The sequence below is a fragment of the Xanthomonas sp. F14 genome, assembly GCF_014199865.1.
The window spans coordinates 702,002-716,764 of record NZ_JACHOM010000001.1; the positions used below are offsets into that span (position 1 = coordinate 702,002).

Genomic DNA, 14,763 nt, shown 5'->3' on the forward strand with positions numbered 1-14,763 from the left:
TCAGAACTCGGCGCTGCCCGGCGCGCGCGGGTAGGGGATGGCGTCGCGGATGTTGCTCAACCCGCACACGTAAACCACCAGGCGCTCGAAGCCCAGGCCGAAGCCGGCATGCGGCACCGAGCCGTAGCGACGGAAATCGCGGTACCAGCTGTAGTGCTCCTGGTCCAGGCCGAACTGCGCCATGCGTGCATCCAGCACATCCAGGCGCTCTTCGCGCTGGCTGCCGCCGATGATCTCGCCGATGCCCGGCGCCAGCACGTCCATCGCCGCGACGGTCTTGCCGTCGTCGTTCAGGCGCATGTAGAAGGCCTTGATGTGCTCGGGGTAGTTGGTCACCACCACCGGGCGGCCGATATGTTCCTCGGTCAGCCAGCGCTCGTGCTCGGTCTGCAGGTCCAGACCCCATTCGACCGGGAAGTCGAACTTCTTGCCCGAGTTCTGCAGCAGCTTCACCGCCTCGGTGTAGTCGATCTGCTCGAACGGGGCATTGATGAAGGCTTCCAGTTTGGCGATCGCGTTCTTGTCCACGCGCTCGGCCAGGAATGCCAGATCGTCGCCACGCTCATCGAGCACCGCGCGGAACAGGTACTTGAGGAACTGCTCAGCCAGGCGCGCGTCTTCGGCCAGATCGGCAAAGGCGATTTCCGGCTCGATCATCCAGAATTCGGCCAGATGGCGCGTGGTATGGCTGTTCTCGGCGCGGAAGGTCGGGCCGAAGGTGTAGACCTTGCTCAGCGCCAGGCAGTAGGCCTCCACGTTGAGCTGGCCGGACACGGTCAGGAAGGTTTCCTTGCCGAAGAAGTCGCGGCTGAAATCCACCGCGCCGCTGGCATCGCGTGGCAGGTTGACCATGTCCAGCGTGGAGACGCGGAACATCTGCCCGGCGCCTTCGGCGTCGGAGGTGGTGATGATCGGGGTGCTGATCCAGTTGAAGCCGTTCTGGTGGAAGAAGCGGTGCACCGCCTGCGCCAGGCAGTTGCGGATGCGGGTGACCGCGCCGAATAGGTTGGTGCGCGGGCGCAGGTGCGCCACTTCGCGCAGGAACTCCGGCGACATCGGCTTGGGCTGGATCGGGTAGGTCAGCGGGTCTTCGACCCAGCCGACGATCTCCACGCCGCTGGCCTGGATCTCGAACGACTGGCCCTTGCCCTGCGACTTCACCAGCACGCCCTTGGCGATCAGCGAGCAGCCGCTGGTCAGGCGCTTGATCTCGTCGAAGTTGGGCAGGGTGTCGTTGGCCACCACCTGGATCGGAGCGAAGCAGGAGCCATCGGTCACGTTGATGAAGGCCAGTCCGGCAGATCCGCGCAGCGTGCGCACCCACCCCCGTACCGTGACTTCGCCGCCTTCCGGGAGTTTTCCCGCAAGCGCATGTTCAACGCTGACCACCGTCATGACTTGTCCTCGCCGTAGCGACTTTGAATGGTCTGCGAGTTTACTGGCTGCGGGCGCGCTGGCGCGAGCATCTGAACCGCTTGTGGGTGCTCGCGCTTGTCCAAGGCCGGACATGGCCCCATCTGGGGAACACGTCGTCGCAGCGGCTGCAGCCCCGGTGATTGCAGCCTCGCTATACTTGCCACCATCGTTTCCGGAGCACCCCCATGGCCATCAGCCTCACCCCCGCCGCGCTGGAGCGCGTGCAGCGTTTCGTGCAGCAGACCCCGGGGACGCTGGGTCTGCGCTTTGGCGTGACCAAGACAGGTTGCTCGGGCTGGGGCCATGTCACCGACCTGGCGCGCGAGAAACGCGACGACGACGCGGTGTTCGAGCAGGAGGGCGTGCGCATCTTCGTCGACCCGGTCAGCCTGCCGCTGGTCGATGGCACCTGCATCGATTTCGGCAAGCACGGCCTGAGCGAGACCTTTACCTTCCGCAATCCCAACGCGACTGCCGAGTGCGGCTGCGGGGAAAGTTTCACGACCGAAGCCGAGCATCGCTGAGCTCGCTGGTGCGCGCTATCTCCCACCGGGCGAAGGCGCCCGAAGGGCGGATGAGGGTACGGGGCGAAGCCTCGCGCGGTTAGACGTCACCAGTGGCTTCGCCGCGGACCCTCACCCCAACCCCCGCGCCCCGGCCCGCGCTTGCGGCGCGGGCGTTCCAAGGCACGCGCGCCAGTAGCGCGCAAGCGGTGCCTTATCGCCCCGGCGGGAGAGGGGCTTAAGCAGTCACCACGTAGATGTTACGTTCTTAGGCTCAGCCGCTGGCTCGGCCCAGTTGCGGCTAAGCGCTTGAACTGCCATACTTTCCTGCTTCCTGCCCGGTTCCGGGTGGGAATCCTTGCTCCACCGGCCGCCTTGCGCGGGTCACCGGGGAGCTGTCCGGCCCACGTGGCCACATCCGAAAGGTAATACAACATGAGTCGTCATTACGAAGTCGTGTTCCTGGTCCACCCGGATCAGAGCGAGCAGGTCCCGGCCATGATCGAGCGCTACAAGTCGCTGATCGAGGGCGGTAACGGCACCATCCACCGTCTGGAAGACTGGGGCCGCCGTCAGCTGGCCTACCCGATCCAGAACCTGGTGAAGGCGCACTACGTGCTGCTCAACATTGAAGTCGACCAGGCCGTGCTGAGCGAGCTGGTGGAAAGCTTCCGCTTCAACGATGCGGTGCTGCGTCACCTGGTCGTCAAGCGCGATGGCCCGGACACCGAGCAGTCGCTGATCATGAAGAGCAAGGACGAGAAGGGCGACAAGCCCGAGCGTAGCGAGCGTCGTCGTCGTGATGACGATGAGGGCGATGCTGCACCTGCCGCCACCGATACCGACGGCGACAACGCCGAAGCCGCCTAAGGAGCGCTGTCATGTCCAAGTTCTTCCGTCGTCGCAAGTTCTGCAAGTTCACCGCCGAGGGCGTGAAAGAGATCGATTACAAGGATCTCAACACCCTGCGTCAGTACCTCACCGAGAACGGCAAGATCGTGCCGAGCCGCGTGACCGGTACCAAGTCCAAGTACCAGCGTCAGCTGGCCACGGCCGTCAAGCGCTCGCGTTTCCTGGCGCTGATCCCGTACACGGACAATCACGACGTTTAATCCGAGTCGTTGATGTGAGTTCCTCACAAGAGCCCGCACGGTTGTATGTGAGTCCCTCACAAGAGCCCGCACATCCATGTGCGGGTTATTAAAAATATAGAGGCCGGTCATTCGAGATGCGGTGTTGATCGTGCTCTTGCGATTCCCAAATCCCGATTCCCGAATCCCGTCTTTTCGGACAGCAAACGTTGCGTCGGCCAAAGTGCCGGCGCTAACGAATAACGGAGCACCACCATGGATCTGATTCTTCTGCAGAAAGTGACCAACCTCGGCGGCCTGGGCGACAAGGTCAGCGTCAAGCCGGGTTACGGCCGCAATTTCCTCGTGCCGCAGGGCAAGGCCGTTCCGGCCACCGCTGCCAACGTTGAAGCGTTTGAAGCCAAGCGTGCCGATTACGAAGCCAAGGCCAACACCATCCTGGCCGACGCACAGAGCCGCGCCGGCAAGTTCGAAGGCGCCAGCGTCACCATCGGCGCGCATGCGTCGACCGAAGGCAAGCTGTATGGCTCGGTCGGCCCGCGCGACATCGCCGAGGCGTTCACCGCCGCCGGCCTGCCGCTGGAAAAGAGCGAAGTGATCCTGGGCGAAGGCGCATTCCGCAATGTCGGCGAGTACGACGTTGTGCTGCACCTGCATGCTGATGTGGAAACCTCGGTCAAGGTCATCGTCGAATCCGACGCCTGATCCACGCTGCATGCTGTACCCGAAGGGCGCCTGGTTAGGCGCCCTTCGTCTTTCTGCGGCCACGCCAGCGATGCCAGGGCCGCTATACTCATGCTCCATTGCCGGTTCCACGGCCCATAGATCTTGTGGATCAAGGGCTTAGGGGGCGGCTTCACAGGAAAAAGCGCCTGCCGGCCTCGCCCGTGCGGTGCCCGGAACCTTCAGTCCCATGCGCCTGTCCACGATCAAACTGTCCGGTTTCAAGTCGTTCGTCGACCCGACCACGTTGCACCTGCCCACCAACATGACCGGCATCGTCGGTCCCAACGGCTGCGGCAAGTCCAACATCATCGACGCGGTGCGCTGGGTGATGGGCGAAAGTTCGGCCAGCCGCCTGCGTGGCGACTCGCTGACCGACGTGATCTTCTCCGGCTCCTCGGCGCGCAAGCCGGTGTCGCAGGCGACGGTGGAGCTGATCTTCGACAATTCCGATCACACCATCAGCGGCGAGTTCGCCTCGTTCAACGAGATCTCGGTCAAGCGCCTGGTCAGCCGCGACGGCAACAGCGCCTACTACCTCAACGGCACCAAGTGCCGGCGCCGCGACATCACCGACCTGTTCCTGGGCACCGGCCTGGGGCCGCGCAGCTACTCGATCATCGAGCAGGGCATGATCAGCCAGATCATCGAGGCGCGCCCGGAAGACCTGCGCGTGTACCTGGAAGAAGCCGCCGGCATTTCCAAGTACAAGGAGCGCCGCAAGGAAACCGAAACGCGCATCCGGCATACCCGCGAGAACCTCGATCGCCTGGGCGACCTGCGCGAAGAGATCACCAAGCAGCTGGCGCATCTGCAGCGCCAGGCGCGCCAGGCCGAGCAGTATCAGGCCCTGCAGGAAGAGCGCCGGATCAAGGACGCCGAGTGGAAGGCGCTGGAATACCGCGGCCTGGATGGCCGGTTACAGGGCCTGCGCGAAAAACTGAATCAAGAAGAGACCCGGCTGCAGCAATTGATCGCCGAACAGCGCGATGCCGAGGCGCGGATCGAAACCGGGCGCGCGCGTCGCGAGGAAGCCGCCGAAGCGGTGGCCAAGGCGCAGGCCGATGTCTATCAGGTCGGTGGCGCACTGGCGCGCATCGAGCAGCAGATCCAGCATCAGCGCGAACTCTCGCATCGCCTGCACAAGGCGCGTGACGAGGCGCAGAGCCAGTTGCAGGAGCTGACCCAGCACATCAGCGGCGATTCGGCCAGGCTGGCGGTATTGCGCGAGGCGGTGGACGCTGCCGAACCGCAACTGGAACAGCTGCGCGAAGACCACGAATTCCGCCAGGAGTCGCTACGCGAGGCCGAGGCGCGCCTGGCCGACTGGCAGCAGCGCTGGGAAACCCATAACCGCGACACCGGCGAAGCCTCGCGTGCCGGCGAAGTGGAGCGCACGCGCGTCGATTATCTCGATCGCCAGTCGCTGGAGGCCGAGCGCCGCCGCGAAGCGCTGGTCAACGAGCGCGCCGGGCTGGACCTGGATGCGCTGGCCGAGGCGTTCGAGCAGATCGAGCTGCGCCACGAAACCCAGAAGACCTCGCTGGACGGGCTAACCGAGCAGGTCGAAGCGCGCAAGCACGCGCTCGGCGGGCTGCAGGAACAACAGCGCGCCAGCCAGGGCGAACTGGCCGACGTGCGCAAGCAGGCGCAGGCCGCGCGTGGTCGGCTGTCGTCGCTGGAAACCCTGCAGCAGGCCGCACTCGGCCAGGAGCAGGGCGCCGCAGTGGCGTGGCTGAAGTCGCGCGGGCTGGATTCTGCCGCACGTGTCGGCGAGCGCATCACGGTCGAAAGCGGCTGGGAAAACGCGGTGGAAGGCGCGTTGGGGCAGTTGATCGAAGGCGTGCTGGTGGATGCGCCGGAACAACTGGTCGATGCGCTGGGCGAATTGGGCGAGGGCCGCATCGCGCTGGTGTCCGGTGCCAGCGACAACGCGAGCTTCGCGCCGACCTCGCTGGCGGCCAAGGTGCAGGGGCCGATCGCGATCCGTCGCCTGCTCGCGCGCCTGCACGCGGCCGAGGATCTGGAGGCCGCGCGCACGCTGCAGCGCAGCCTGCCCGAAGGCGATTCGGTCATCACCCGCAGCGGCGAGCGGCTGGGCGAGGGCTGGGTGCGGGTGTCGCGCTCCGGTGCCGCCAAGCAGGGCGCCTTGCTGCGCGAGCGCGAGATTCAGGAGCTGCGTGCGCAGATCGAAACGCTGCAGGAGCGCGAGGCCGAACTCGAGCAGCGCCTGGGCAGCTTCCGCGAGCAACTGCTGGCGGCCGAGCAGCAACGCGAAGATGCGCAGCGCCAGTTGTACATGGCGCACCGCAGCGTGTCCGAGCTGGCCGGCCAGCTGCAGAGTCAGCAGGGCAAGGTCGATGCCGCGCGCACGCGCATCGAACGCATCGAAAACGAATTGTCGCAGCTGCTGGAAACGCTGGACACCAGCCGCGAGCAGGCACGCGAGGCACGCGCCAAGCTCGAAGACGCGGTGACCCTGATGGGCGACCTGCAAGGCACTCGCGAGGCGCTGGAGAACGAACGCCGTCAGCTCACCGATGCGCGCGATCAGGCCCGCGATGCCGCACGTGGCGTGCGCGATGCGATGCATGCATTGGCACTGACGCTGGAATCGCAACGTACCCAGATCACCTCGCTGAGCCAGACGCTGGAACGCATGGACAGCCAGCGCGGCCAGCTCGATACGCGTCTGGAGGACTTGGTCGCCCAGCTCAGCGACGGCGACTCGCCGGTGGAAACGCTGGAGCACGAGCACCAGGCCGCGTTGAGCGAGCGTGTGCGCACCGAGCGCGTGCTGAGCGAAGCGCGCACCATGCTGGAGAGCATCGATGGCGAGCTGCGCAGCTACGAGCAGACCCGCCAGCAGCGCGACGAACAGGCGCTGGCCCAGCGCGAGCGCATCTCCCAGCGCAAGCTCGATCAGCAGGCGTTGGTGCTCAGCGCAGAGCAATTAGAGGCCGCCGTGGTGAAAGCCGGCTTCGTGCTCGAGGACGTCGTCAATGGGTTGCCGGAAGCCGCGAACGTGGCCGAGTGGGAAGCCGCGGTCGGCCAGATCGACGGCCGCATGCGGCGGCTGGAACCGGTCAACCTGGCCGCGATCCAGGAGTACGGCGAAGCGGCGCAGCGTTCGGAATATCTGGACGCACAGAATCTGGATCTCAACACCGCACTGGAGACGCTGGAAGAGGCGATCCGCAAGATCGACCGCGAAACCCGCGGCCGCTTCAAGGACACCTTCGACCGGGTCAATTCCGGCGTCCAGGCGCTGTATCCGCGCCTGTTCGGCGGTGGCCACGCGTATCTGGAGCTTACCGGCGAAGACCTGCTCGACACCGGCGTGACCATCATGGCGCGCCCGCCGGGCAAGCGCGTGTCCAGCATCTCGCTGCTGTCCGGTGGCGAGAAGGCGATGACCGCGGTGGCGCTGGTGTTTGCGATCTTCCAGCTCAATCCCGCGCCGTTCTGCCTGCTCGACGAGGTGGACGCGCCGCTGGACGAAGCCAATGTCGGCCGCCTGGCCAACATGGTGCGAGAAATGAGCGAGAAGGTGCAGTTCCTGTTCGTCAGCCACAACAAGGCCACGATGGAGGCTGCGCGCCAGCTCTCCGGCGTGACCATGCGTGAGCCGGGCGTCAGTCGCCTGGTCAGCGTGGACCTGGAAGAGGCCGCACGTTTGGCGGGTGCGGCATGACGTGCCATGCTTGTCGGAATATCGACACCTGTCACTCTTATGCGGAGGCACGCTGAATGTCCGACATGGCCATGATCCGGATCGGGATCCTGATCGCTGGACTGCTGCTGGTCGCGGCCATCTTCCTGTTTGGTCGCCCGAAAAAATCGCCACAAGGGCGCCGGGTCGACAAGGACGACGGGCAACCGCGCGAGCGCCGCGAGCCGGTGATCTCCAGCGAGCCTGGCGTGGAGGGCGACCCGTTCGAGCGCAATGAAGGCGCCGAGCAAAGCGAACTGAACCTGGACGATGCCGATACGGCCGGCGGCAACGATGTCGGCAAGCGGCCCAACCAGGATTTCGACAAGATCGTCTCGCTGTTCGTGGCCGCCAAGGCCGGCCAGGTGCTGCGCGGCGAAGATGTGGTGGTCGCTGCGGAGAAGACCGGGCTGGTGTTCGGTCACATGAATGTCTTCCACCGTTTGGTGGAGGGGCATCCGGAGCGCGGGCCTATCTTCAGCATGGCCAGCATCCTCAAGCCCGGCAGCTTCGACATGGCCAACATCCGCGAGATGCAGACCCCGGCGATTGCGTTCTTCCTCACCTTGCCGGCGCCGATGACCGCGCTGGATGCCTGGGAAAAGATGCTGCCGACCGTGCAGCGCATGGCTGAACTGCTCGACGGCGTGGTGCTGGACGACAGCCGCAATGCGCTGGGCCGCCAGCGCGTGGCGCATATCCGCGACGAACTGCGCGCCTACGATCGCCAGCACCAGGCACCGCCGCTGACCAAGTCGCCGCGCTGGTGAGTGCGTATTGCTTTCAAGTGTGCGCTGCTGGTGATGTGCGTGGGTGGTGATTGCGCACCGCTGGTGATCGAGCGTCGCTGAGTCAGTGATTGCGAGCCATTGACCGCGAGTCATCCCGACCGTGAGTCGTCCATACGCGGTCTAAGTCGCGACCTGCCGCAGGACGCGTCCTAGCGTAGAGGTGAACGATGTGGAGCTTGCAGGGCGCGCTGGCGGTGCTGATGTTGCTGGCGGTGTGGGCCATCCTGGCCGCACCGCTGCTATGGATGGCGTCGCGGATTGCGCTGCGTTTGCGCAAAGGCGCGTCGACAAGCCCACATCGCGCGCAATGGAGGTCGATCGGGTTTGCCGCTGCAGTGGCGCTGCTGGTTGCGCCAGTGCCAACGCCCATCGTCACTGTCTTCCTGCCGCATGCGATCGCGCTGTTGGATGCCAGCTACTACGCGCGCATCTTTCAGGGCCCGCCGATGCTGCGCCAGCTCCTGGTGTGGATTGCGGTGTCGATGGCGCTGACGTTTGCGCTCAGCTACGTGTGGATCCGGCGCATGTTGCGTCCGAATGCTGCCGCGCCGTTTCCAACTCCCACGCGATAGGAAATCAACGCCCCTCTCCGGCGGGAGAGGGGTTGAGGTGAGGGTACGGAGGCGAAGCAGTGCAGCAGTCGGTGATTCAGGTCTGATGGCGCGTGGCGACGCGTTTGTCATTACAGGTGATGGTAGATCTCTTAGGCGCACCCTCATCCGCCCTTTCGGGGCACCTTCTCCCGAGAGGGGAAGTGATGGCCACTCTGTGCTTGGCGATCAGCGCTTGGCCTTGGTAAACGCCTCGCGAAAGCGCAGCATCTCCGCCTCGGTGCCGACGCTCACGCGCACGCGCTTGGGCCAGATCGGCCAGCTGCGGCCGACGATGACGCCCTGTTTCTGCATCGAATCGGCGAACACGCCAGCGTCGCGCTTGACGTCGAGCAGGAGGCAATTGGCCTGCGTGGGCAGGCAGGTGTAGCCCTTGCTCTTGAGCCAGGCGATGGTGTCGTCGCGCACGCGGGCGTTCTCCGCGCGGCGGGTCTGCACCAGCTGCGGGTCGCGCAGGCTGGCGATGCCGGCGGCCATTGCCGGTACCGACAACGGGTTGCTGCCCAGGCTGGCGAGCTTGGTCTGCAGCCCCGGCGGCGCCAGCGCGGCGCCCAGGCGCAGGCCAGCCATGCCGTAGAGCTTGGAGAAGCTGCGCAGCACGATCAGGTCCTGGCGCTGGCGCACCAGGTCCGCCATGGACGGCTCGTTGCTGTAGTGGATATACGCCTCGTCGACCACCAGCACTGCGCTGGCCGGCTTGTTGGCCAGCAGCCACTCGATGTCGGCGCGCGGGGTGATGGCGCCGCTGGCGTTGCCGGGGTTGCACAGGTAGATCAGGCCGGCGGACGGGTCGGCCTTGGCCATCGCCTTGACGTCGTGCGCGCCATCGGCCCGCAGCGGCACCTTGCGTACCGGCACGCCGCGGGCGGTGGCGCTGTCGATGATCGGGTCGAAGCTCGGGTCGGCTACCACCAGCCCGGCACGTGCCGAGGTGAACAGGCTGCCGGCACGAAGCAGCGCGTCCCTGGAGCCGGGAAAGAACGCCAGATGATCGCCGGGCAGTTGCAGCTCGCCGGTCATCAGGTTGCGCAGGTCCTGCTCCATCTCGAACTGATAGCGGCCCGCACGTGCCAGCGAGCGCGTTGCCGCGTCCACTGCGGCGGGCGAGGGGCCGAGCGGATGCTCGTTGAGATTGAGAAACACCGCGCCCGCTGCCGGCGCCACGCCTGGCTTGGTTGGCGCAGCGGCACGCTTGCGGGCTGCCTCGGCTGCCGGTGCCAGTCCCAGTGCGGAGATCGCCACGCCAACGCTGGCAAGGCTGAGAAACGAACGGCGCGAAACGGGCAACGGCACGGTGAGCTCCAGGCGAGCAGGCAAAGAGGGCGCCACGCTAGCGGGTTTGTGCCTGTCTGCCTATCGGGAAATCGCTGCCGGGCTCGCTGTCGCGCGATTTGGTCGGTGGTCCGGCAGCACTTGCACACCGGCACGGCCCGTTAGAATGGGCGGCCCAGAGCCAGCCCAGCGATCGTATGACTGTCAGCCCGGATCCCGCTCAGCGCATCGACGCCCTGCGTCATCGTATCGAGGACGCCAACTACCGCTATCACGTGCTCGACGAGCCGCAGATGGCCGACGTCGACTACGACGGCCTGATGCGTGAACTGGAAGCCCTGGAGGCTGCGCACCCGGAGCTGGCCAGCGCCGATTCGCCGACCCAGCGCGTCGGCCACCTGGCCGCGTCGCGCTTTGCCGAGGTGCGGCATGCCCTGCCGATGCTGTCGTTGGGCAATGCCTTCAGCGACGAGGAAGTGACCGAGTTCGTACGGCGTATCAGCGAGCGGCTGGAGGTGAAGCAGCCGCTGTTCTCGGCCGAGCCCAAGCTCGATGGCCTGGCGATCAGCCTGCGCTACGAAAACGGCGAGTTCGTGCAGGGCGCAACGCGGGGCGACGGCGCCACCGGTGAGGATGTCAGCGCCAATCTGCGCACCGTCAAGGCGATTCCGCTGCGCCTGCGTGGTGAAGGCTGGCCGCAGGTACTGGAGGTGCGCGGCGAGGTGTACATGCCGCGCGCCGCCTTCGAGACCTACAACGCGCAGATGCGCCTGCAGGGCGGCAAGGTGCTGGCCAATCCGCGCAATGGCGCTGCAGGCTCGCTGCGTCAGCTGGATGCGCGCATCACTGCGCAGCGCCCGTTGAGTTTCTTTGCGTATGGCGTGGGCGAAGTGAGTGAAGGTGCGTTGCCGCAGACGCATTCGGCGATCCTGGCGCAGTTGCGTGCGTGGGGTTTCCCGGTCAGCGCCCTGGTCGAGGTGGTGCAGGGTAGCGACGGCCTGTTGGCGTACTACCAACGCATCGGTGAGGCGCGCGACGGCTTGCCCTTCGATATCGATGGCGTGGTCTACAAACTCGACGATCTGGCCGGGCAGCGCGAGATGGGCTTTGTCTCGCGCGCGCCGCGCTGGGCGATCGCGCACAAGTTCCCGGCGCAGGAGCAGTCCACCACGGTGGAGGCGATCGAGATCCAGATCGGCCGTACCGGTGCGGCCACGCCGGTGGCGCGGCTCAAGCCGGTGCATGTGGCCGGGGTCATCGTCACCAACGCCACGCTGCACAACGCCGACCAGATCGCGCGGCTGGATGTGCGCGTGGGCGATACGGTGATCGTGCGGCGTGCCGGCGATGTGATTCCCGAAGTGGCCGGCGTGGTTGCCGATCAACGGCCGCCCGGCACCCAGCCATGGCAGATGCCCACGCACTGCCCGGTCTGCGGGTCGGAGATCGTGCGCGAGGAAGGCGAGGCGGTGTGGCGCTGCTCCGGCGAGCTGACCTGCCCGGCGCAGCGCAAGGAAGCGTTCCGGCATTTCGTCTCGCGCCGCGCGATGGATGTCGATGGCCTGGGCGAAAAATTCATCGAGGTGCTGGTCGACAGCGGCGTGGTGCAGGGCGTGGCCGATCTGTATCTGCTCAACGTGGACCAGCTGCTGCAATTGCGCATGATCAGCACTGCCGAAAGCCCGCACGCGTTCCTGCGCGAGGCGCGCGAGCATCTGGCCAGCGGTGCGTACGGCCAGCTGGAAAACACCGTGGTCGGCATCGGTGTGGACCTGGCCGGCGAGCGCGAGGCGCCGCACACCTGGCAGGCGGATCTGTTGCGCGCCGGGCTGCCGGCGTTCGACTGGAACCGCAAGAAGATCGCCACCAAATGGGCGGAAAACCTGATCGAGGCGATCGAGCAATCGCGCGATACCACGCTGGAGCGTTTCCTGTTTGCGCTCGGCATCGAGCATGTCGGCGAGAGCACCGCCAAGGCCTTGTCGGCGTGGTTCGGCGATCTGGAGCTGATCCGCCATCTGCCGTGGCCGCTGTTCAAGCGCGTGCCCGACATCGGTGGCGAGGTGGCGCGCTCGCTCGGGCACTTCTTCGACCAGCCCGGCAATCAGCAGGCCATCGACGACCTGCTGCAACGTGGCGTGCGCATCGGCGATGCGCATCCGCCATCACCTAAACTGCGCGAGGCGCTGAGCTTTGCCAGCGTGCTGCAGGACATGGATATCCCCAAGGTGACGCCGGTGCGTGCGCAGCAGCTGGCTGCCGCGGTGGCCTCCTTCGATGCGCTGCGCAGCGCCGGGTCCGATGCCTTGTTGCAGGCCGGCGTTCCCGCGCCGGTGGTGGCGTCGCTGCTGCAATGGCTGGAGCGGCCGGAAAATGCGGCCTTGGCAAGCGCTGCGCAGCAGGCGATGGAAACGGTGCTGTCGCGTCTGCCCGACGCCGACGCGCTGCAAACCGGCCCGCTCGACGGCCAGACCGTGGTGATCACCGGGACCCTGGCCGCGCTCACCCGCGATGCGGCCAAGCAACGGCTGGAAGCGCTGGGTGCCAAGGTCGCCGGCAGCGTCTCCAAGAAAACCGCGTTTCTGGTGGCCGGCGAAGAGGCCGGGTCCAAGCTGGACAAGGCGCAGTCGTTGGGCGTGGAGATCTGGGACGAGGCGCGCTTGCTGGCCTTCCTCGGCGAGCACGGCCAGCAACCATGAGCGCGATGCAGGTCGATCTGGACGCGTTGCGGTTGCGCGCGCGGCTCAACGCGCTGATCCGCGCTTTCTTCGCCGAGCGCGACGTGCTGGAAGTGGAGACGCCGGTGCTGTCGGAGGCCGGCAACACCGAGCCGAATATCGACAGTTTCAGCACGCGCTTCAGCGGCCATGTCGATGCCGGCGCGCCGGTGCGCTGGTTGCGCACCTCGCCGGAATATCCGCTCAAGCGGCTGCTGGCGGCCGGGGTGGGCGATTGCTACGAGCTGGGGCGGGTGTTCCGCAATGGCGAGGCCGGCGGCCGCCACAATCCCGAGTTCAGCATGCTCGAGTGGTACCGGGTGGGCTGGGACGATCGCGCCCTGGCGCAGGAGACCGTTGAGCTGGTGCACCGCGTGCTTGCGCTGGTCGGGCGCCAGGCGCAGGTGCAGGTGCTGAGCTATCGCGCGCTGTTCGTGCAGGCGCTGGGCATCGACCCGTTGCACGATCCGATCGAAACGCTGCGCGCACCGCTACACGACATCGCCATCGATCCGGATGGCCTGACCCGCGACGACTGGCTGGATCTGCTGATGACCCATCGCCTCCAGCCGGGCTTTGCCAGCGACACGCTGACCGTGGTGCACGACTGGCCTGCCAGCCAGTGCGCGTTGGCGCGCATCCGCCCCGGGGAGCCGCCGGTGGCCGAGCGCTTCGAGCTGTATCTGGGCGCTTACGAGGTCGCCAACGGGTACCACGAGCTCAACGATGCGCAGGAGCAGCGGGCGCGTTTCATGCGCGATAACGCGGTGCGTGCGGCGCGCGGATTGCCGCAGCTGCCGGTGGATGAGCGGCTGCTGGCGGTGTTGTCGCAACTGCCCGATTGCGCGGGGGTGGCGGTCGGTGTGGACCGGCTGTTGATGGCCATGCGTGGCACCACGCAGATTGCCGATGTGCTGGCCTTCGCTTTCGCCCGCGCCTGACCCGCGGCGGTGCGCAGTGCCTGCGCGGCACCGGGCGCGCGCCCGGTGCCATCTCGCTGTCATCGCCACCGTATTGCTATCTTCACATCGATGATGCTCTCATCGTGGCGTCCACGGGGGCGCGGCGCAGAGTGTGTTTGGGTGAGAATTGTCGGCATGAAGTGGCTGATCAGCTTATGCGGTTTGTGGTGCTTGCCGCTGCTGATGCTGGCCGATGCGCGTGCGGCGGATCGCGCCGCCGGCGTGGTGCGCTGCGAGTCCAAGGACATGGCGCGCGTGCATTGTGCGATGGATACCGAGCACGGCGTCCAGCTGGTGCGCCAGCTGTCCGAGACCAGTTGCATCCGTGGCAGCGAGTGGGACATCGAGCGCGGTGGCGTCTGGGTCGAACAGGGCTGCCGTGCAGAGTTCGCGGCCGCACGGGCGCTGAGCGCTCCGCAGATGCGCCGCGTGGTGCGCTGCGATTCCAACGGCGGCAAGGTGGTATGCCCGGTGGTGCTGCGTGGTGCGCCGGTGCGCCTGCTGCGCCAGCGCTCGGTGTGGCCGTGCAAGGAAGGCCGCAGCTGGGGTGCGCGCCGTAACGAAATCTGGGTCTCGCGCGGCTGCGATGGCGAATTCGAGGTCGCTGCCGAGGACGGTTCCGGGTTCGTGGCCATGCCACGCATGGTGACCTGCGAATCGAAGAAGGGCGCACGCCGCACCTGCGGGATCTCGGTGGAGCGCCAGGTGCGGGTAGGCCGGCAGATCTCCAAGAAGGAATGCGTGGAAGGCCAGACCTGGGGCTGGAGCCGCGACGGCGTATGGGTCAATGACGGCTGCCGCGCCGAGTTCATCGTCGACTGATGGACTGACGAAACCGCTGCTCTCCATCGCATAGGTGGGCGTAGCCGGCGCCGTGGCCCCCGTCAGCACGCGACCAGGTTGGTGAGGGTGTCTAGCCCTTGACCAGCTCTGCTTGGAACATCCAGACCATGCTGAAGCTCAAG

Annotated in this window: 12 protein-coding genes; 10 read left to right on the top strand and 2 right to left on the bottom strand. The window is 66.3% G+C overall.

The genetic code is table 11. From position 1 onward, the window contains the following. Positions 1-1,395, bottom strand: a complete 1,395-nt coding sequence (asnS, locus tag GGR73_RS03110) for an asparagine--tRNA ligase (RefSeq protein WP_039511777.1) — start codon at positions 1,393-1,395, stop codon at positions 1-3. A gap of 206 nt (positions 1,396-1,601) precedes the next feature. On the opposite strand from asnS, the gene GGR73_RS03115 reads away from it, so the two are divergent. The 7 genes from GGR73_RS03115 (at position 1,602) to GGR73_RS03145 (ending at position 8,808) form a co-directional block, all read left to right on the top strand. Next, complete coding sequence (locus GGR73_RS03115; protein WP_016904198.1) at positions 1,602-1,940, top strand: HesB/IscA family protein; 339 nt, start codon at positions 1,602-1,604, stop codon at positions 1,938-1,940. A 414-nt stretch (positions 1,941-2,354) separates the two neighbouring features. Continuing rightward, positions 2,355-2,789 carry a 30S ribosomal protein S6 gene (rpsF, locus tag GGR73_RS03120; protein ID WP_006451585.1) on the top strand — a complete coding sequence of 145 codons (435 nt, stop codon included), beginning with the start codon at positions 2,355-2,357 and terminating at the stop codon, positions 2,787-2,789. Positions 2,790-2,800: 11 nt separating this feature from the next. Further along, positions 2,801-3,031, top strand: coding sequence for a 30S ribosomal protein S18 (rpsR, locus tag GGR73_RS03125; RefSeq protein ID WP_005991243.1), 231 nt, complete (start codon positions 2,801-2,803; stop codon positions 3,029-3,031). A 234-nt stretch (positions 3,032-3,265) separates the two neighbouring features. Then, a complete protein-coding gene (gene rplI / locus GGR73_RS03130; RefSeq protein WP_016904199.1) occupies positions 3,266-3,715 on the top strand; it encodes a 50S ribosomal protein L9 in 450 nt (149 codons plus the stop codon). Between the two features lie 208 nt (positions 3,716-3,923). Then, complete coding sequence (gene smc, locus GGR73_RS03135) at positions 3,924-7,427, top strand: chromosome segregation protein SMC (RefSeq protein ID WP_054592266.1); 3,504 nt, start codon at positions 3,924-3,926, stop codon at positions 7,425-7,427. 56 nt (positions 7,428-7,483) lie between these two features. Further along, on the top strand, positions 7,484-8,215 hold the full coding sequence (gene zipA, locus GGR73_RS03140; RefSeq protein ID WP_065032401.1) for a cell division protein ZipA: 732 nt from the start codon (positions 7,484-7,486) through the stop codon (positions 8,213-8,215). Positions 8,216-8,403: 188 nt separating this feature from the next. Next, on the top strand, positions 8,404-8,808 hold the full coding sequence (locus tag GGR73_RS03145) for a hypothetical protein (protein ID WP_184455581.1): 405 nt from the start codon (positions 8,404-8,406) through the stop codon (positions 8,806-8,808). Between the two features lie 207 nt (positions 8,809-9,015). On the opposite strand, the gene GGR73_RS03150 is transcribed toward GGR73_RS03145, so the two are convergent. Then, positions 9,016-10,140 carry a pyridoxal phosphate-dependent aminotransferase gene (locus tag GGR73_RS03150; protein WP_184455583.1) on the bottom strand — a complete coding sequence of 375 codons (1,125 nt, stop codon included), beginning with the start codon at positions 10,138-10,140 and terminating at the stop codon, positions 9,016-9,018. 176 nt (positions 10,141-10,316) lie between these two features. Here GGR73_RS03150 and ligA point away from each other — a divergent pair, with 176 nt between their 5' ends. The 3 genes from ligA to GGR73_RS03165 all read left to right on the top strand — a co-directional run bounded on the left by ligA (position 10,317) and on the right by GGR73_RS03165 (position 14,620). Next, positions 10,317-12,818 carry an NAD-dependent DNA ligase LigA gene (ligA, locus tag GGR73_RS03155; RefSeq protein ID WP_184455585.1) on the top strand — a complete coding sequence of 834 codons (2,502 nt, stop codon included), beginning with the start codon at positions 10,317-10,319 and terminating at the stop codon, positions 12,816-12,818. Continuing rightward, complete coding sequence (gene epmA / locus GGR73_RS03160) at positions 12,815-13,777, top strand: EF-P lysine aminoacylase EpmA (RefSeq protein WP_184455587.1); 963 nt, start codon at positions 12,815-12,817, stop codon at positions 13,775-13,777. Before ligA ends, epmA begins: the two co-directional genes overlap by 4 nt. 156 nt (positions 13,778-13,933) lie before the next feature. Further along, the gene (locus GGR73_RS03165) at positions 13,934-14,620 is read left to right on the top strand and encodes a DUF3011 domain-containing protein (RefSeq protein WP_184455589.1); all 687 of its coding nucleotides are present in this window, start codon (positions 13,934-13,936) and stop codon (positions 14,618-14,620) included. The last annotated feature ends 143 nt before the right edge of the window (positions 14,621-14,763 follow it).